The following is an 18,528-nucleotide window of genomic DNA, read 5'->3' on the forward strand; positions in this document are numbered from 1 at the left end:
GTTCCGCTACGGATTTCTGACAGTATCCATTGTAATGATTAACAGCGGATTAAGAGCTGCTGGCTGAACCACACAGGCGTTAATTCGCCCTTAATCCCGCCAATGCATACTCCAGCACATCATTCTGCAGGCGGGGGCACCGAACACATGAAGTGGCGGCATTTTCCGGTTTTACCTGTTTTTCTATTGTGGAGCAGCCTGGCATTCGCCTTCGGCAGCCTCAGCAGCGGGACCGAAGGCAATGCTGAGTTTCTCCCAGTCGAGGAAGCGTTTGACCTGTCTGTCACGCGCAGTGACGACGGTGCAACACAGCTGACCTGGCGCATCGCACCCGGATACTACTTGTATCAGGAACGCCTGACCTTTTCCGGGTTGAATGCCCGACTCCATCCCACACTCCCCGACGGCACAGCCTACAGCGATGAATTCTTTGGTGATTCGCAGGTGTACCGCGACTCGCTGCAACTGACCATTCCGGCGGAGCACTCAGGCGCGTTCACGCTCGGCTGGCAGGGCTGTGCCGATGCCGGTTTATGCTATCCGCCGCAAAGCCGTGATATCGGTACCAACGTTCAGGAGCCAGCGTCTGATACGCAGGCCGAAGACCAGCGCATGGCCGGTCATCTTAAGGCCTGGTCACTGCCGGTAGCTTTGGCGCTATTCTTCGGGCTGGGGCTATTGCTGGCATTCACACCCTGCTCGCTGCCCATGCTGCCGATTCTTGCTGGCCTGGTGGTGGGCAGTGGCGCGACCCCTCGCCGAGGACTGATGCTTGCATCTGTTTATGTATTCAGCATGGCGTTGGTGTATGCCGCACTAGGCGTGCTGGCGGCGCTGATCGGCGGCAACCTGCAGGCCGTCTTGCAGCAACCCTGGGTTGTTGGCAGCTTCGCCGGGCTCTTCGTCCTGCTTGCGCTACCGATGTTCGGGCTCTTCGAACTGCAACTACCCGCCTTTGTTCGGGACAGACTGGATCAGGCCGGACGCAAGCAGACCGGCGGCCATCTTGGCGGCGCGGCGATGCTCGGAGTATTGTCCGGCCTGCTGGTGGGCCCATGCATGACCGCACCACTGGCAGGCGCGCTACTGTATATCGGCCAGACTGGCGACATGCTGCAGGGCGGTCTCGCGCTCTTTGCTCTGGGTGTAGGCATGGGCGTGCCGCTTTTGCTGCTGGTAACAGTCGGCACCCGCTTTCTCCCACGCCCCGGCGCCTGGATGAACCGGGTCAAGGTGGTATTCGGCTTCGTGTTCCTGGCCGCGGCCCTGTTCATCGTTCGGCCGGCGCTGGATGCCTCCCTGTGGCTCGGCCTGATAGCCGTATTCCTGCTGGGCGCTGCCATCACCTTGATGCATACAGCCCGCGGCAGCACTCACAGCACGATGCTGCATACCGCCGCCACGCTCGCGGGCGTCTGGGGCCTGACGCTGCTGTTGGGCGCTGCCGGTGGTGCGATCAATCCCTGGCAACCCTTGGCAGTCTATAGTGCATCGGCCACAGCCGCTCCGGCAGAGAGCGATATGGACGCCTTTACCACCCTGGATACGCCCGCCGAGCTGGATGAGCAACTGGCCGCCGCCAGGGCAGCTGGAGAATGGGTACTGGTCGACTACTACGCAGACTGGTGTGTGTCCTGCAAGATCATGGAACAGAACGTGTTCGGCAAGGCCGATGTGATGGCCAGCCTGGATGGCGTGAGATTGTTGCGACCGGACGTCACTACCAACAGCGCCGCGAGCCGTGAATTGCTCTCGCGCTATGCTATTCATGGCCCGCCTACCCTTCTGTGGTTCGGGCCAGATGGCGAGGAGCGACGCGCCCACCGCATCACCGGCGAAGTCAACGCGAGTGAATTCATGCAGTCGTGGCAAACCACCCGTGAGGACGGCTAATGCTGACAGTCAATATCGGCCCGCTGGCGATGGCCAGCTCACATCTCATAATGTTGGTCAGTCTGTTTCTGGCGACGCTGACCGGTTGGTGGATGGGGCGTCACCGCGAGCGCAATCCGGAAAAACACCTGTTCAATCTCCTGCTGCTGGGGTTGGGCGTCGCCCGCCTGGCGTTTGTGGCCCTTTATTTCGATCACTACAGAGACGACCTCTGGCAGGTAATCGACATCCGCGATGGCGGTTTCATCATCTGGCCGGGCATCGTAGCGGCGCTGGCTGCAGGCCTGTGGCTTGCCTGGCGCGACCTGACTCTGCGCCTGCCTCTAGGCGGGGCGCTGGCAGTCGGTCTGATCTTCTGGGGCGTGAGCAGTTACATGCTCCACACCCTGCAGCAAGGCACACAACTCCCGGACATGACGCTGCTCGACGTTGAAGGTGAACAGGTATCACTTGAGGATCTGAACGGCCGGCCGCTGGTGGTCAATCTGTGGGCCACCTGGTGTCCACCCTGCCGGCGTGAAATGCCGGTACTGGCCGACGCCCAGCAACGGGAAGCCGACATTGTCTTTGCCTTCATCAACCAGGGCGAAGGCCAGGGCGAGATAATCCGCTTCCTGCAAGACACCGACCTGACACTGCACAACGTCCTGCTCGACAGCGGCGGTCAGTTTGGCCAGCAGGTCGGCTCTCAGGCGCTGCCCACCACCCTGTTTTACAACGAACAAGGCCAGCAGGTCGCCAGCCACCTGGGCGAACTGTCCGCGGCGAGCCTGTCCCACCAGATTGCCAAACTCAAAGAGGAAGAAACGCCATGATCCGACTACATGCAAAATATGCACTCCCCGCCCTGCTATTCACCCTGACGCCCTTCGCCAGCGCTGAAGACTGGCCCGCGCCCATTGCCGCTACCGTCAAGCACGGTGTCGACATTGTCGGCCGCTTCGACGCCCCCGCGGGCCTGCAGGGTTTTGCCGGCAAACTCAATGGACAGGGCCTGGCACTGTACCTCACCGAGGACGGACAGCACGTACTGGTCGGCACCCTGCTGGATGCCAACGGCACAGATATCAGCCAGAAACATCTCGACGAATTGGTGTATCAACCCATGGCAAAAGGCATGTGGGCGCAGCTGGAAGCCAGCGACTGGATTGGTGATGGCGCTGATGATGCCGAGCGCGTGGTCTATACCTTCACCGATCCCAGCTGCCCGTTCTGCAGCATGTTCTGGAAGCAGGCACGTCCGTGGGTAGAGTCAGGCAAGGTGCAACTGCGGCATATCATGGTCGGCATATTGCGTGAAGACAGCCCCGGCAAATCCGCCACCATTCTCGCAGCAAAGAATCCCGCGGCGGCATTGCATGACCATGAGTCCGGTGACGGAGTTGTGGCGATGAAGACGATCCCGGCGGCGATCGAGCAGCAGCTAAAAGCCAATTACGATCTGATGAGCCAACTTGGCGCCCAGGCCACACCGGCGATCTTCTTTCAGGATGACCAGGGACGCATGCAGCAGCAACAGGGCGCACCCCGACCGGATCGCCTGGCAGAGATCATGGGGCCGAGATAACACAGCCCAGTGTATTTATCTGAGCGCCGTCCGCGCCCTGCGCTGCCGATGAACTGAGCGGCGCAGGTGTTTATTCATCCCTGGTGGCTCGCACATCGAATTCAACGGCCAGTTCCAGCGTCTCGGGTTCATTCCCCTCAGGCTTGCCCTGCAGTTTCAGGGTGCCCTCATATCGTCCGACAAAATGCGCCGAATCCCCTTCAATCTCGCTGATGCTAAGCTCCCAGCCGGCTGGCGTATCCTGGTTTCCATAGTTGGGCATGAATCCATTGGTATGGAAATAGGTCACTTCCGGGGGGCTTATCAGCGATCCATTCATCAACGTGAAATTGATACTCAGGGTGCCCTGGGTGGCAAACTTCTGCTCCACATGGCCCTGCAACCTGACTGTCTGCATGCCGGGAGTCAGCTCCGAAAAAGTTGCCGTTGATGCGCCTTGCTGCTTGAGGACATTCCAGCTTTTCGATTCACCATTGAGCGAACCCTCGATGGTGTCGGCAACTGCCGGATTCAGTAGCAGAACAGCGACAATACAACTGGAGAGGCTTAGTCTTTGGCGGAGGGTTTGGTTGGGAAGCATCATGGTCACTCCTGTGGTTATCAGTTTTACGACAGCTCGGGCCGAGGGCTGGCCGAGTGAGGACAGGAGCAAAGCCACATTCTGGATCGGTGAAGGCACGGACATCCTGTCAGGGTCATACGGTTCTCGACATCGGCCGGATCGACCCTGAAAGTCTAGACCAGAAATCCGGGGCTCTCTCACTTGAGGAACAAAACAAGCCAATCCTGATCCGCCTGGCACCCAAAAATGGCTGCAGTAGCAGTGAGGCTCCTGCTGCACTGCTTTGCCACGAACTAGTAGTTGAAAACCCGTATCCCTTCATGAGAAATGTGGCCGTTCAGGGCCGCCTCTGCCTTTTCCAGAAGCTTTTCCAGCGTCACACCCTCAAGGTCAGACAAGCTGATGCTCACATCTATGTCCGGCTGAATCGTTACCCCCTGGAGAATGATTGGCCTGGACAGCTTGGCAACAATAGCAGTGATCACGTTGAACAGATCCTGAATCGAATGCACCGGTATCACTGCACCAAAGCGCGCCATACTCGGATGATGGACGGCCAACACTTTGGAGTCAGGTGATTTCAGACGCTCAGCGAGACATTCCAGAACATGGTTCCTGACGACAGGCCCATTGCGACGATAAATCTCGTCTATCCGTTTAAGACGCATATGCAGGACTGCCACGTAGCCTCCGCCCTTTTCTGACAGACGGATCAATTCGGCAAGTGAATCAGCTGACGGCGTTTCGATGGGAGCACTGACTTGCAGTAACTGCGCCTCAGCCAAGGCATTTTCATGGTTGATCAGCTCGCTGAACTGTTGGCCGAAAGTAATCAACCAGGAACGTTCCAGGCGGCTCATGAAGCGAGGTAGCGTATCCATGATACAGAGGGTACCTATGGGCTTGCCGCTGGGACCTCGCAGTACGACACCCATGTAAAAGCGCAGAAAGGGAGGGCCCAATACGGAGGGATGGGAACAGAACAATTCGTCGTCCTGTATATCTGACAACTCAAGCACATCCAGTTTGAGCGCATGGGCACAGAAAGAGTCGTGGACTGAGCTTTCACAAACCTCAATTCCGAAAGATGCTTTTAAAAATTGATGCTTCCGGTCGACCATAGATACTGCCGCCATGGGCACCTTGAAGATCCGCGCCACAAGCTGCGTGTACCTGTCGAGAAGCGTTTCAATAGGTCCGTCAGGGTTTTCAGGAGAGTCTGAAGCAGGCGCTCCAGCCCCCATCATGACCTGAAGAGCTCGGATATTAGCCTCAAGCACTATGGAATATCCTTGTGTGATGTTGCTCCATCAAAGACTGAACAGCATGAGTATTTTAACGAGTTTAATACCGTGACAGATCCAACACCGTGCGTTAGCGTACATAGCAGCCTTCTCGTACACAGCGCCGTGCAAAGGGAACAAATCCAACCCTCGGCTTGATTCCATGCAAGTGATGCCCTCCCGCCCTCTCACAGATACCCCTCCCGCGACAACCTCGGGCCAAATAACACCCCGGAACAAGCCCTCCCTGTCGAGTGTCACAAGGAGGGCCTGTCCAATAACGGAGTACCCTGCATGCCCCAGAAACGTGATCCTCGGCAGAATCATTTGCTGGCGATACTACCCAAAGACGAGTACGACCGCCTGGCGCCGCATCTGGAGCTGGTCGAACTGACGCTGGGAGAGTCTCTGGTGGAGTCCGGGAAGACCATGCCATATGTTTTCTTTCCCATTGATTGCATCATTTCGCTGCTCTGCGTGATGGAGGATGGGAGTTCTACAGAAACAGCCCTAGTTGGAGCCGAGGGCATTGTTGGCATCTCGCTTTTCATGGGCGGCGAAACCACGCCGAGCCGCGCCATCGTTCAAAGCGCTGGCAGCGCCTATCGCCTCAAGGGTCAGCTCTTGAAGACCGAGTTCAACCGTGCAGGCTGCCTGCAGGATATGTTGCTGCGCTACACCCAGGCGCTGATTACCCAGATGGCCCAGACCGCTGTGTGTAACCGGCATCACAGCCTGGACCAACAATTGTGCCGATGGCTGCTGCTGAGTATGGACCGACTGCCCACCAACGAACTGGTGATGACTCAGGAACTGATCGCCAACATGCTGGGTGTGCGCAGGGAAGGCGTCACCGACGCAGCGGGGGATCTACAAAGGGCTGGCTTGATTTCCTACCGCCGTGGCCGTATCAGCATTCTGGACAGATCTGGCCTGGAAAGGCGGGTATGTGAATGCTATGCCGTGGTAAAAAAGGAATATGACCGCCTGCTCAATTATCGACACTCCGCTTGATCACCATGCACGATCAACCATGATTGAGTGTAGCGAAGGTGTGATTGCGTACATAAATTTCCATGTGTGCTCCAGCGTACCGACTGGATAAAAAGCCGGTGTTACTGTCCCTGTTGTCGTCGATAGAGCGTTGTTTTTCTATCGCTTTCTGACCTCGGGGTTCCATGATGTTCTTTGCATGTGCCGATGGCCAAATTTTCATGCCTGGAGTGCATCAATGGATCAAACCGCTGTTCTTTCCAATCCCAACCGACTTCTCGATAGCCTGACTGCTCAGGAGCTGGAGCGTTTTGTTGCGGACAGTGACATGGTGGACCTGAAGTTCGGTCAGGTACTGGCAGAGCCTGGGGAACGGATCCTGCACGTCTACTTCCCAATAGACTGCCTTGCCTCGCTGATCGTGACCTTGGAAAGCGGAGCACGTCTGGAAGTTTCCATGGTGGGAAACGAGGGGATGGTGGGAGTGTCACTGATGCTCGGCGTGCAAGAGAGCTCGATACAAGTATTGGTCAAGGGAGGGGGTACGGCATTGCGCATGTCATCGGCCTGCTTCCAGGATCATCTGGAACGCAGCCCCGCCCTGAAAAAAGCGATTAAACGCTATCTCAATGCATTGATGAGTCAGATAGCCCAGTCCGCAGCCTGTGCCCACTTTCACGCAGTGGAACCACGTCTGGCACGCTGGCTGTTGATGACCCACGACAGAACCCAGGGTGACCAACTGCACCTCACCCACGAGTTTCTCTCTTCGATGCTGGGGGTAAGGCGTTCAGGTGTGACCGTGGCAGCCAAGGCCCTGCAAAGCCGTGGATTGATCGGCTATCAAAGGGGCAAAATCACCGTGCATGACCGCCCCGGCCTGGAAGAAGCCTCCTGTCACTGCTATGTGGCTGATAGGCAGATCTACGACCGGATGCTTGAACGGGTAGCCTTTTCCTAAAAGCAGTGAAAACCTGAAGATTAAAATCGACAAAGCCCCGATAAACGGGGCTTTGTCGATGCAATATGGCGGAGAGAGAGGGATTCGAACCCTCGATACGCTATTAACGTATACACACTTTCCAGGCGTGCGCCTTCAGCCACTCGGCCACCTCTCCGCAATTCTCGAACCCGGCAGGGCCGGTTCCAAGGCGCGCTAATTTACCGAAAGCGCTTCTGTTTAGCAAACCCTTTTTCCCTGGTGCAGACCGGCACCGGCGTATTACTGCGGAACTGGCCGGTCAGCTTTATCTTGGTACACTGCATTCCACACGCGACCATGTCAGGTCGCCTCCACACAAAGGGAATATTTCATGAACGAGCTCGTTTCCTACCAGTTCTCCGATGGCATCGCGCGTCTTACCTTGAGCAACGGCAAGGTCAATGCGGTATCTCCGGCTGTTGTGGAGGCATTCAACAAGGCGCTTGATCAGGCCGAGCAGGACAAGGCCGTTGTAGTTATCACCGGGCAACCCGGCATTCTCTCCGGCGGATACGATCTCAAGGTCATGACATCCAGTGCAGACGCGGCACGGGACTTGGTTGCATCCGGCTCAACCCTGGCTCGACGCATGCTGTCTCACCCCTTCCCGGTGATTGTTGCCTGCACCGGCCACGCGGTGGCCAAAGGCGCTTTCATCCTCCTCTCTGCCGATTACCGTATCGGAATCGAGGGCCCGTTCAAAATCGGCCTGAATGAAGTTGCCATCGGCATGACGATGCACCATGTAGGCATCGAGTTGGCCCGCGCACGCCTGACCAATAGTGCGTTCAACCGCTCGGTCATCAACGCAGAAATGTTCGATCCGGCAGACGCGGTAACTGCAGGTTTTCTGGACAAGGTAGTATCCGCCGAGGAACTGGAAAGCAAGGCGATGGAAATGGCCACGCAGTTGACCAAATTGAATATGACTGCACATCGCAATACCAAGCTCAAGACGCGCAAGGAACTGCTGGAACTGCTGGACCGCTCCATTGCTGTGGATAAGCAGCACGCTCTCTGATAAAAACGGGCGTTACGACTCGAATCGATTTGCCCGGACAAAACACACCGGACTGACTTATTCTGGTGTTTTTTGTTCAGGGGAACACACATGGATTCGCTTTCTCAGGCACTGCTTGGCGCCTCCGTCGGCGGCGCCATGCTAGGCCGCTGGCATGGCCGCAAAGCCCTGGTTGCCGGCGCACTGCTCGGCACCTTGCCAGACATGGACGTGGTGCTGGACTTCGGCGATGCGGTAGCCGACATGACCTACCACCGGGGCTTCAGCCACTCGCTTTTCGTACTCACTGGTCTGAGTTTGATACTCGCCTGGCTCGCAAGACGCCTGCGTCCCCATCCTGATTACACGGCAGTCCGACTATGGCTGTGCATCTGGCTGATCTTCGTCACCCACGTGCTCCTCGATGCTTTCACCACCTACGGGACGCAACTTTTCTGGCCAATGACCACAGCACCGGTGGCGATCTCAAGCATTTTCATTATCGACCCCCTGTACACCTTGCCATTGCTGTTCGCGGTAGTCGCCGGCCTGATTATCGGCATGAATCGCGCGGGCCTGCGCTGGCAACATGCGGCGCTGGTGATCAGTAGTCTGTATCTGCTCAGCACCCTGGCCGGCAAGCAGATGGCGGATTACCGGCTCGATCGTGCCCTTGCGCTCGCGGGCGTTGAAACTGAGCACCGTTTCAGCTCTCCCACGCCTTTCAACACTCTGCTCTGGCGGGTGGTGGCTGTAGACGGAGATGATTATTACGAAGGACTCACCGGATGGTTTGATAGCGAGCTGCCGAAACTGGTCAAGTTGCCGCGAAACTACAGCGAAGCAGCGCTGGCCCTTGAGGGCTCGGAGCAGCATCACAGGTTACGCTGGTTCACTCGTGACATGCTGCGCTACGACCTTATTGGGAGCCAGTGGGTAGTGACCGATCTGCGGCTGGGCATGACTGGCTATCACCCGTTCCGTTTTGCCCTAGCCACCGTTTCCGACGACGGGAAAACCACTTCATTAGTCCGTGACTCCGAGCTGTGGCCTGCGCCGGCGGCTGACCTGGGGCAGCTAGGGGGGCTGTTCCGTCGTGCGATTGATGCTCAATACCGTTTCCCCCTGGAGTCCCTGGCGAACAACCTGGGCGACATGCCAGCAGCATCTGGCGCGACACCATAGGCTTTTCCATAACCGCTGATGATGCCAGGCAACAGCGCAACAGCAGCCGCTCTCTGCGATAATGCAGGCATCACCCCTACGGACACAGAGCATGACAGCGGAACTGAGCGCAACCGGCGGCGAAAATCGCCGGGGCCTGGCAATGATTGCTGCCCTGCTGGCAATTTTTACCACGATCTTTGCCAGCAATCTGCCAACCCCCCTGTACTCCTACTGGAAGGATCAATGGGGGTTTTCTTCCACAGCGCTAACAGCGGTTTTTTCCATTTATGTACTTGGGGTAGTAACCACACTGCTCATCCTCGGATCGCTATCGGACAAACTCGGTAGACGACAGATGATGGTGCCGGGATTGGTGTTCATACTGGCCGGGGCGAGCGCATTTCTCCTGGCCACAGATATCTACGGCCTGGGCCTGGCGCGCTTGTTGACCGGCATTGGCACCGGCCTGGTTACCGGAGCAGCTTCGGCCGCTCTGGTAGAACTTGAGCCCAATGAGAACTGGACTCGTGCGGCGACTCTTTCGGCGCTGTTCTTTACCCTCGGCGCCTTCGCGGGCCCCACGGTCAGCTCGATTGCGCTGCACTTCGGCACCGGCGCTGCTTTCTGGCCTTTTCTGGTCATTATTGCGCTAACTCTCGGCTCCATCATTCTGCTACTGTCCGCACCCTGGCCCACTCACCTCGGTCAGCGCCAGCACAACTTCAAGCTGCGCAACTGGCGACCGACCACCATCAAGGTGCCACGCGAGCTTCTGGGTGCGTTCATATTCGCGGCCGCCGCTATATGCCTGGCCTGGTCTACCGGAAGTCTCTACGCATCGCTGGGTCCATCACTGGCCATGAATCTGACCGGCATCAGCGATCGCGCCGTTGCGGGTCTATTTGCTGCCGCCTGGCAGTTGATGGCGGGAATTAGTCAGTTTGCCTGCCAACGCCAACCCCTCAACCGACTGCTGATCGCCGGGCCCATCATGCTCATCACCGGCCTGGTGATCATGGCAGGCTCAGTGCTACTCAGTTCGCCCTCGCTGTTTGCACTGGCAACGTTGGCCACTGCTACCGGGGCCGGGGCCACCGGGGTGGTGGCAATTGCCTCTATCAGCCAGGTAGCACCACCGGCAGAGCGCGGCGGGATCATCTCGGCGTTCTACCTGATGGCATACCTGACAATGGCTTCTGTGGTGCTTGGCGTCGGTTTTACCAGCGACGTGATCGGTTTTGGCACAACCGTGCTGGGCTTCACCACCCTGATCTCGATCGCCGCACTGGCGTTGATGGTTACCGCTGTGCGCAGTGGCCGTGCAACTTTCTGGTGATTACCCGAGCCACCAACGCCAGGCGAAGAAGCACAACATTGCACCGATAATAGTTACCAAAAGGTTGCGCCATCGCGCGGCAAGGATGATCGCCACAATACCGCCTACGAGATAGGCGTTATCCACACCCAGATCCAGTTGGCTGCCATCAGGCATGAGCATGGCGGGTGCCACTATTGCCGTGAGCACGGCCACCGGCACGTAATTCAAGCCCTGGGCAACCCAGGGGGTAAACCTTACCCGGTGCCCGGCAGCAAAGAGCGTGTAACGGATAGCAAAGGTGATCAGAGCCATACCCGCTACCAAAATGATCTCATGGAAAGTCATGCATCACCTCCCTGGCCCGACTTGGGTCGGCTGACCAACCGCTCGGCTGCAATGCCAGCCATGACACCGACGAGCGAAGCAAGCATCAAACCCAGCTTGTAAGGCAATCCGTGGGCCACCACGGCGACAGCCCCGGCAGCCAGCGCGGCAACCAGCATTGGCCGGGTTCGTAACAAGGGCACGACGATACCGATAAAAGTGGCGACCATCGCGAAATCCAGACCCCATTCGGCCATCTCCGGCAGCGAACGACCAAGCAGGACGCCAATCAGGGTGCAGACAAACCAGTTGCTGTACATCGCCAGGCAGGAACCGAAAAAATACCAGTGTTTGTCTTCCAGGGGCTCATCCGGGCTGAGGTAATGCCTGTGCGCTACCGCATAGCTTTCATCGGTCAGCCAGAACGCCAGCGGCAGACGCCAGCGCTGCGACAGATGGCGTACATAGGGCAGTAGGCTGGCGCTGTAGAGCAGATGCCGCAAGTTGACGATCAGGGTAGTGAGCAGAATGACCAGCAGCCCGGTACCCGAAGCAATCAGCCCAATGGCGATGAACTGGGCCGAGCCGGCAAACACCAGAGCGGACATGGCCAGGGTTGCGGTTGCAGAAAGCCCGGACGAAACGGCCAGAGTGCCGAAAATTATGCCGAATGGCAGAGCGCCGACCAGCATCGGAATGGTGTCCCTGGCTCCGACTAACGCAGACTTGCAACGCGGTGACATGCTTTGGCCCTTTAACGATCAGGCGAGCGAAACTACGCTCTGGCGTTGAAGCACACAAGATACAGTTTGGCGCGAACAGGCCTCAGTGCAGATTCACATAGCGGCTGATCAACGCCCGGAGCGCAGCTGGTTTGATCGGCTTGGGCAGGAAGTCCAGACCCGCAGCACGTATCTGCGCTACCAGTTCGCTACGACCATCGGCACTGATGACCACCCCTGGCAGGTCCTCCGCCAAACGCCCGCGTAGCCACTGGACCAAAGCAGTGCCCGTGTCGCCCGCATCCAGGTGGTAATCCACCAGAATCAATTGCGGCCGGAATCCGGAATCCAGCAGTTGCTCGATCTCCACCCGATCCTTTGCCACCGCGACATGACACTGCCAACGGCTGAGCAAGCTATGCATGCCGGTCAGGATATTTTCCTCGTTGTCTACACACAGCACCTGGGCGCCGCAGACAGTAGGGCTCGGTTGCACGGCAGCCAGCCGTATGCGGGGCCTGACGGCCGTGGCAACCGGCAGGGCGACACTGAAGACGCTGCCACGGCCTGGCCAAGAGCGCACCGCCAGCTCATGACCCAGGACCCGACAGATACCGTCGGCAATGGCCAGTCCCAGTCCGAGGCCTTTTTCAGCCTGGGTGTGGTGGCTGTCCAGCCGCTGAAACTCCTCGAATATGACTCTCAGCTTATCCCCGGGAATCCCTGGCCCGCGGTCCCACACCTCGATCCTTAACTGACTGCCCTGTCGCCGGGCACCAAGCACGACCTTGGAACGCCCCGCATAGCGAAATGCGTTGGTCAGAAAGTTCTGCAGCACCCGACGTAACAGGCGCATATCACTGCGCACGCGCAGTTGGCTGTCATGCACGCGCAGCTCAACACCCCGTTCGACAGCCAAAGCGCCAAACTCGATACGCAAGGGTTCAAAGAGTTCACTGAGGGCAAAGTCATTCCATTCCGGCGTGATGCGACCGGCTTCGAGGCGAGAAATATCCAGCAAGTCGGAAATCAGATCCTCGGCTGACCGCAGGGACGTATCCAGATGGTGCACCAGCTCTTCTGCCTCGGGCGGCAGGTTGGCCTGATGGGACAAGGACGCCGAAAACAGTCTGGCGGCATTCATGGGCTGCATCAGGTCGTGGCTTACTGCGGTGAGAAAGCGGCTTTGGGACTGACTGGCGCGCTCGGTCTGAGCCTTGGCCAGTGTGAGTGCCTGATTGAGCTTCGACAGCTCACTGGTACGTTCGGCAACGCGCTGTTCCAGGCGCTCGTTATATTCTTTCAGAGCCTGCTCTGCCCGGCGAAATTCAGTGATATCGGTAAAGCTCATGACAAAGCCACCGCCAGGCATCGGATTGCCAATGATCTCAATAACCTGCCCACTGGGGAACTGCCGTTCGGAACGATGGGCGTTGCCCTTGCGCATCCAGTTAATGCGCTTGGTCACATGCTCACGGGGATCACCGGGGCCACACAGGCCACGGCTAGCGTTATACAGGATCAGATCAGCAATGGGCGTACCTATCGCAATCAACCCTTCGGGATATTCGAACATGTCCAGGTAGCGTCGATTCCATGCCACCAGGCGCAGCTCGCGGTCGACCACACTGATTCCCTGGCTGATATTCTCGATAGCACCTTGCAGCAGCCCGCGGTTGAACTGCAACACTTCGGTGGCCTCATCGACGATGCGTACCACGTCGTCGAACTGCATGTCCCGGCCTTCGATTGCTGTCTTGACTACGGCCCTGGCCGAAGAGGCGCCCAAGACCCCAGCCAGCAGACGTTCACTGTGGGCAATCCAGGCGCTACCGGCAATTTGTGATCCGGACATAGCGCCCCCCCGGGTCAGAGAGAAACGCTCGAAGCTGCGTTGCGCGCGCTCCTGGCCAACGAACCGCCCAGCCAGCAGTAACAGATCATCCACTGTCACCCGCAGCAGCGCCCGGCTGGGCCCTTCCTGCCAGGACGACGAATCAGGGCTGACAAAACGACTGGCCTGCCAGTGCTCTACCACCCGGGTCCGACTGAACCCCGATACCAGTATGAAAAACACCACGTTGCCAGCCAGCGCAATCAAACTCGCCAGTGTCAGGTTATCCATCGGAAGATCCAGCGGACCGCCGTAAAGGGTATTCAGCAGCGGCCAGCCCTCCAACTGCCAGCCCAGCAAAGGCAGGATCAGCGTGTAGAACCACAGACTGCTGCCCACGGCCAGACCGGCAAATACGCCAGCACGGTTGGCCTGTTTCCAGAACAGCGCCCCGAACATGGCCGGCGCCAACTGAGCTATGGCGGCGAAGGCGATTTGTCCAATGCTCGCAAGTGTGCCAGCCGAGCCAATCAGCCGATACACCACGTAAGCGAGCAACAGAATAACCAGAATGCTGGTCCGCCTGACATTCAGTAGCAGACCGCGAAACTCTTCATAGGTCCGTTCCGGCCGGTTCCGATTGCGCAGCAACAACGGCAACACAACATCATTCGATACCATGGTACTCAAGGCACTGGCAGCCACGATCACCATGCCCGTCGCCGCCGATGCGCCACCAATGAATGCCAATAGCGCCAGGACCGGACTGCCCTGCAAAAGTGGCAGGCTGATCACATAGGAATCTGCCGACACTGTCGGGCCCAGGGTCATCTGTCCGGCCAGGCTGATAGGAAGTACGAACAGACCTGCAAGAATGAGATAGGCGGGAAACACCCAGCGGGCCAGGCGCAAATCACCAGGTTCGATATTCTCGACGACAGCCACCTGAAATTGTCGGGGCAGACAGAGAAACGCCAGGATGGCAATGAACGACTGAAATAGCAGATTGGTGAACAAGGTATCGCGCTGCCAGTACTCTTGTAGCTCCGGGCTGGAAGTGGCCCGCTGGAGCAAGTCCCCCACTCCGCCGAACAGACTGAAGGTGACAAAAATACCTACCGCCAGAAACGCCAGGAGCTTGACCAGGGACTCGAAAGCAATAGCCAGCATCATGCCCCGGTGGTGTTCGGTAGCATCAAGGCTTCGGGTTCCGAAGAGAACAGTGAACAGAGCCAGGACAAAGGTGATGATGAGTGCGGTATCTTCGGCACCGCTGGTACCGGCAAGGGTCCCACTGCCGGTCATGGACGAGCCGCTGAGCAGGTTATACCCCAGCACAATACCCTTGAGCTGCAACGCGATATACGGCAGAACACTGACCAGGCACAAGATGCTGACTGCTACCGCAAGCCCTCGGGATTTGCCGTAGCGTGAGGCAATAAAATCGGCAATCGAAGTGATGTTTTCCTGTTTGCTGATCGCAATCATGCGAGCGTAGAGACGCCACCCGAACAGAAACAGAATGACTGGGCCGATATAGATCGGGAGAAAATTCCACAACTGATCGGCGGCCATGCCCACTGCACCAAAGAACGTCCAGCTGGTACACCAGACCGCCAGGGACAAGCTGTAAACCCATACACGGAGTCGCGGATTGAACTCGCTGGTCTGCCTGTCGCCCCAGAACGCGATAGCAAACAGCAACGCCATGTAAAGGAGAAATATCGAGGCGACCAGCAAACCTGAAAGCATCACGTAACGACACCTTGAACAAGGTGACCAGTCTGTCAGGCCGCCCTGGCTTTGCCCAGCAACCCCGACTACGACTTAGGTCTAAACATCGGACGATTGTTGCAGTCCGGGCTAGAAGTTTTCCAGCAGAACCAGGCCCCAGACAACCGCCAGCAGAATGAGGCCGAGCATTTGCGCAGCGCTGCTCATGTCTTTCGACGCCTTGGACAGAGGATGGGTCTCAAGCGATATTCGATCGATTGCCGCCTCGATAGCCGAATTCAACAGCTCGATGATCAATGAGATGAGCACACTGCCAATCAATAGAGCTCTGGAAACCGGACCAACCGGCAAGACCAGAGCCACTGGAATCAGAATGATCGCCATCCAGACCAGTTGCCGGAACGCGGCTTCCCCGCGGTAGGCCGTCATCAAACCGTCCAGTGAGTAGCCACAGGCATTCCAGATACGCCGAAGGCCGGTAGCGCCCTTGTACGGATTGGTCATGCACTCTGACCCGCATGGGTCAGTTCCATTTGCTGCAACACCAGTGCCGCCTGGGTCCGGGTACGCACTCCCAGCTTACGAAATATAGCAGTGACGTGTGCCTTGACAGTTGCTTCTGACACACTCAGCTCGTAGGCGATCTGTTTATTCAGCAGACCATCACAGACCATGGTCAGCACGCGGAACTGCTGTGGCGTGAGACTGGCAAGCTGAGCGCTCACGGTCTTTTCCTGCTCCGATAGCGGTCCGCCACTGCCGGCTGCAGTTGGCCAACTTATGCCGCCTTCCAGCACTGTGCGCACCGCTTGCTGTATTTCTTCCAGGGACGAAGACTTTGGAATAAAGCCGCTGGCACCGAAGTCTCGCGCACGATTGACCACGGAGGACTCTTCCTGGGCTGAAATCACTACCACGGGGAGATGCGGATATTGACCTCGCAACAAAACCAGCCCTGAAAAACCGTAGGCGCCAGGCATGTTCAGATCCAGCAGAACCAGATCCCAACTGTCTCGCGTTTCCAGGCTAGCCTGCAGCTCGGAAATACTGCCCACTTCCGTGAGCTGAAGCTGCGCGTCAGCGGCCGAAACGAGAGCTTGGCGCAATGCGCTGCGAAACAGCGGGTGATCGTCTGCGATCAGAATATCGTAGGTGGGAGCCATACCTTATGTTCTCGATAATGATGTTATTTTTGTTGGCTTTGTGGTGCAAAGCGTGACAGCCGCCGGAGAACCCGTCAATTAACTGATTGTGCCGACCCAGCGGTCACGCGCTAATCCTGCGCAACTGTATCTGTTTTTGGACAAAACCTGTAGGCATACTCCGCGCCGGAATCAATCAAGCGGAGCCATGCATGAAATCCAGTGCCTACCGAGCCGACCTGCTCATGCTGATTACAGCTCTGATCTGGGGCTCGACCTTTGTCGCCCAAAGCAAGGGCATGGAGCATGTCGGCCCCTTCCTTTACACCGGACTGCGATTTCTGCTCGGCGCTCTGGCAGTTCTGCCTTTGGTGTTGCTCGCCAGGCCCCGCGCCGCTCCCGGCGGGTACCGATTTAGCCGGCCCATGCTGCTGGGAAGCCTGATTCTGGGGCTTGTCCTCACCCTGGGCATTAACCTGCAGCAGATCGGTCTGATGTTTACCACCGTGACCAACTCCGGATTCATCACCGGGCTCTACGTCATTCTGGTGCCAGTTTTCGGGCTATTCATCGGTATGCGCACTGGCATCGGCACCTGGGCCGGCGCAGCAATGGCATTGATCGGGATGCTGTTATTGAGCGTGAATGCAGACTACAGCATCTCACGGGGCGACTGGCTGCAGTTGACCGGCGCGGCCTGCTGGGCCGTACACGTGTTGCTGGTAAGCTCCCTGGCCAGCCGCTTCGATCCGGTGCGAGTGGCTTTCTGCCAATTTGTGGTGTGCGCTGTGATCAGCCTGGTACTGGCAGTGATTTTTGAGCCCATTGTCTGGACCTCAATCGTGCTGGCCGGGCCAGCCATTCTGTACGGCGGCTTGCTGGCCGTAGGGGTTGCTTTCACCCTTCAGGTAGTGGCCCAACGTGATGCCATCGCCTCCCATGCCGCGGTGATTCTCAGCCTGGAAGCCGTATTCGCTGCGCTGGCCGGCTGGCTGGTTCTCAATGAGACACTCAGCCTGAGGGGATTCATCGGCTGCTCCCTGATGCTCGCCGGCATGCTGGTAGCGCAACTGGTGCCCCTGGTTCTGGAAAGGCGACGGGCAATAGTACCCGTTCAGCAAGAGCCCGCCGGGCATCACTGAGTATTAGGTTTTCTGGCCAGATGCAGCGCGAGACGCTCATGCGCTGGTGTGTCCAGCGTGAACGGCCGATTGGCCCGCGACGCAAGGTAGGCTTCGGTAAAAAGGTCGAAATAGTCACCCAGCAACTGCGCATCGGCCTCATCGCCAGCCAGCGCCAGACAGGCAGCGGCCACTTCGACGGTACACAGATGCTCCTCACGACAGGAGCGTCTTAGGCGATAGCGCGAAAGTTGCTCGGTGCGCAGGCTCAGTATCGGCAACCCAGCCAGGCAAGGACTTTTACGAAACATCTTGCGGGCCTGCGTCCAGGTAGCATCAAGAATGACCAGCAGCGGTCGCTTACCTGAAGCGCTGCGCTCGGGTAGCTCCTGCACCACCTGCTGATCGGGTCGCGCGTACTCCCCGGGGAAAACGATATACGGCTGCCATTGGGGGTCTGCCAGTAAGTGCTCCAGCTGCGAATCCGTTTCTGTGCGGGACCAGACAAAAGCGTGGGTCTCGGGAAGACAGTCGGCTATCAACCTTCCGGTGTTGGTTGGCTTGAGCGGCTCCAGGGGATGCATGATCAGGCAGATGCCTACTGACGTTGCCAGGCTGGGTCGCCAGTCACACAGACATGCCCTGGGAGCAAGCAGGCAACCCTCGCAACGCTGCATGAACGAGCCCCGGGCACGAAAGGGCCTGGTCGATTTTTCACGCATCTGGCTCCGGAGCCGGTGAACCGCGTGCTCGGGATACTTCTCTTCGGTCATGGATTTCCACTTTCAGATTTGGTGCTCGGCCAGCATTCTGACACAATCAAAACCGCTCTGGTCGGGCTTGGCACGAACCAGTTCACTCCGGGATGGTCGAATGCTGCAGTCCG

17 protein-coding genes and 1 tRNA gene are annotated in these 18,528 nt (G+C 58.0%); 9 read left to right on the forward strand and 9 right to left on the reverse strand.

The annotated features are described in order from the left end of the window. Positions 1 to 147 precede the first annotated feature (147 nt). The 3 genes from dsbD to dsbG are packed head-to-tail and all read left to right on the forward strand — an operon-like array spanning position 148 to position 3,460. On the forward strand, positions 148 to 1,893 hold the full coding sequence (dsbD, locus tag FZF01_RS08180; RefSeq protein WP_150277658.1) for a protein-disulfide reductase DsbD: 1,746 nt from the start codon (positions 148 to 150) through the stop codon (positions 1,891 to 1,893). Then, positions 1,893 to 2,708 carry a TlpA disulfide reductase family protein gene (locus FZF01_RS08185; protein ID WP_150277659.1) on the forward strand — a complete coding sequence of 272 codons (816 nt, stop codon included), beginning with the start codon at positions 1,893 to 1,895 and terminating at the stop codon, positions 2,706 to 2,708. The genes dsbD and FZF01_RS08185 overlap by 1 nt, the downstream gene beginning before the upstream one ends. Then, positions 2,705 to 3,460 carry a thiol:disulfide interchange protein DsbG gene (dsbG, locus tag FZF01_RS08190; protein WP_150277660.1) on the forward strand — a complete coding sequence of 252 codons (756 nt, stop codon included), beginning with the start codon at positions 2,705 to 2,707 and terminating at the stop codon, positions 3,458 to 3,460. The genes FZF01_RS08185 and dsbG overlap by 4 nt, the downstream gene beginning before the upstream one ends. 70 nt (positions 3,461 to 3,530) lie before the next feature. Here the strand turns inward: dsbG and FZF01_RS08195 are convergent, their stop codons facing one another. Together FZF01_RS08195 and FZF01_RS08200 are read right to left on the reverse strand one after the other, a co-directional pair. Next, the gene (locus tag FZF01_RS08195; protein ID WP_150277661.1) at positions 3,531 to 4,043 is read right to left on the reverse strand and encodes a hypothetical protein; all 513 of its coding nucleotides are present in this window, start codon (positions 4,041 to 4,043) and stop codon (positions 3,531 to 3,533) included. Positions 4,044 to 4,315: 272 nt separating this feature from the next. After that, a complete protein-coding gene (locus FZF01_RS08200; RefSeq protein ID WP_150277662.1) occupies positions 4,316 to 5,302 on the reverse strand; it encodes a GAF domain-containing protein in 987 nt (328 codons plus the stop codon). 297 nt (positions 5,303 to 5,599) lie between these two features. On the opposite strand from FZF01_RS08200, the gene FZF01_RS08205 reads away from it, so the two are divergent. Both FZF01_RS08205 and FZF01_RS08210 read left to right on the forward strand, forming a co-directional pair. Continuing rightward, positions 5,600 to 6,319 carry a Crp/Fnr family transcriptional regulator gene (locus FZF01_RS08205; RefSeq protein ID WP_150277663.1) on the forward strand — a complete coding sequence of 240 codons (720 nt, stop codon included), beginning with the start codon at positions 5,600 to 5,602 and terminating at the stop codon, positions 6,317 to 6,319. 217 nt (positions 6,320 to 6,536) lie between these two features. After that, on the forward strand, positions 6,537 to 7,259 hold the full coding sequence (locus FZF01_RS08210) for a Crp/Fnr family transcriptional regulator (RefSeq protein ID WP_150277664.1): 723 nt from the start codon (positions 6,537 to 6,539) through the stop codon (positions 7,257 to 7,259). Between the two features lie 66 nt (positions 7,260 to 7,325). On the opposite strand, the gene FZF01_RS08215 is transcribed toward FZF01_RS08210, so the two are convergent. Beyond that, positions 7,326 to 7,416: transfer RNA gene (locus FZF01_RS08215), tRNA-Ser, on the reverse strand. A 195-nt stretch (positions 7,417 to 7,611) separates the two neighbouring features. Between FZF01_RS08215 and FZF01_RS08220 the strand changes: the two genes are divergently transcribed. The 3 genes from FZF01_RS08220 (at position 7,612) to FZF01_RS08230 (ending at position 10,783) form a co-directional block, all read left to right on the forward strand. Further along, complete coding sequence (locus tag FZF01_RS08220; protein ID WP_150277665.1) at positions 7,612 to 8,301, forward strand: crotonase/enoyl-CoA hydratase family protein; 690 nt, start codon at positions 7,612 to 7,614, stop codon at positions 8,299 to 8,301. 90 nt (positions 8,302 to 8,391) lie between these two features. After that, positions 8,392 to 9,465, forward strand: a complete 1,074-nt coding sequence (locus FZF01_RS08225) for a metal-dependent hydrolase (RefSeq protein ID WP_150277666.1) — start codon at positions 8,392 to 8,394, stop codon at positions 9,463 to 9,465. Positions 9,466 to 9,556: 91 nt separating this feature from the next. Next, entirely contained in the window at positions 9,557 to 10,783 is a 1,227-nt protein-coding gene (locus FZF01_RS08230) for an MFS transporter (RefSeq protein ID WP_188434277.1), read from the forward strand. Here the strand turns inward: FZF01_RS08230 and FZF01_RS08235 are convergent, their stop codons facing one another. From FZF01_RS08235 to FZF01_RS08255, 5 genes are all read right to left on the reverse strand, one after another. Next, positions 10,784 to 11,110, reverse strand: a complete 327-nt coding sequence (locus FZF01_RS08235; protein ID WP_150277668.1) for an AzlD domain-containing protein — start codon at positions 11,108 to 11,110, stop codon at positions 10,784 to 10,786. Beyond that, complete coding sequence (locus tag FZF01_RS08240; protein ID WP_150277669.1) at positions 11,107 to 11,832, reverse strand: AzlC family ABC transporter permease; 726 nt, start codon at positions 11,830 to 11,832, stop codon at positions 11,107 to 11,109. Before FZF01_RS08240 ends, FZF01_RS08235 begins: the two co-directional genes overlap by 4 nt. Positions 11,833 to 11,914: 82 nt before the next feature. Continuing rightward, entirely contained in the window at positions 11,915 to 15,400 is a 3,486-nt protein-coding gene (locus FZF01_RS08245) for a hybrid sensor histidine kinase/response regulator (protein WP_150277670.1), read from the reverse strand. A 108-nt stretch (positions 15,401 to 15,508) separates the two neighbouring features. Further along, positions 15,509 to 15,883 (reverse strand): diacylglycerol kinase, encoded by a 375-nt coding sequence (locus FZF01_RS08250; protein WP_150277671.1) that lies wholly within the window; start codon positions 15,881 to 15,883, stop codon positions 15,509 to 15,511. After that, entirely contained in the window at positions 15,880 to 16,542 is a 663-nt protein-coding gene (locus FZF01_RS08255) for a response regulator transcription factor (protein ID WP_150277672.1), read from the reverse strand. Before FZF01_RS08255 ends, FZF01_RS08250 begins: the two co-directional genes overlap by 4 nt. Positions 16,543 to 16,733: 191 nt before the next feature. Here FZF01_RS08255 and FZF01_RS08260 point away from each other — a divergent pair, with 191 nt between their 5' ends. Then, positions 16,734 to 17,663, forward strand: coding sequence for a DMT family transporter (locus tag FZF01_RS08260; RefSeq protein ID WP_150277673.1), 930 nt, complete (start codon positions 16,734 to 16,736; stop codon positions 17,661 to 17,663). On the opposite strand, the gene FZF01_RS08265 is transcribed toward FZF01_RS08260, so the two are convergent. Beyond that, positions 17,657 to 18,415, reverse strand: a complete 759-nt coding sequence (locus tag FZF01_RS08265) for a tRNA-uridine aminocarboxypropyltransferase (protein WP_150277674.1) — start codon at positions 18,413 to 18,415, stop codon at positions 17,657 to 17,659. The genes FZF01_RS08260 and FZF01_RS08265 overlap by 7 nt on opposite strands. Positions 18,416 to 18,528 lie beyond the last annotated feature (113 nt).

The sequence above is a fragment of the Halopseudomonas salina genome (assembly GCF_008641105.1).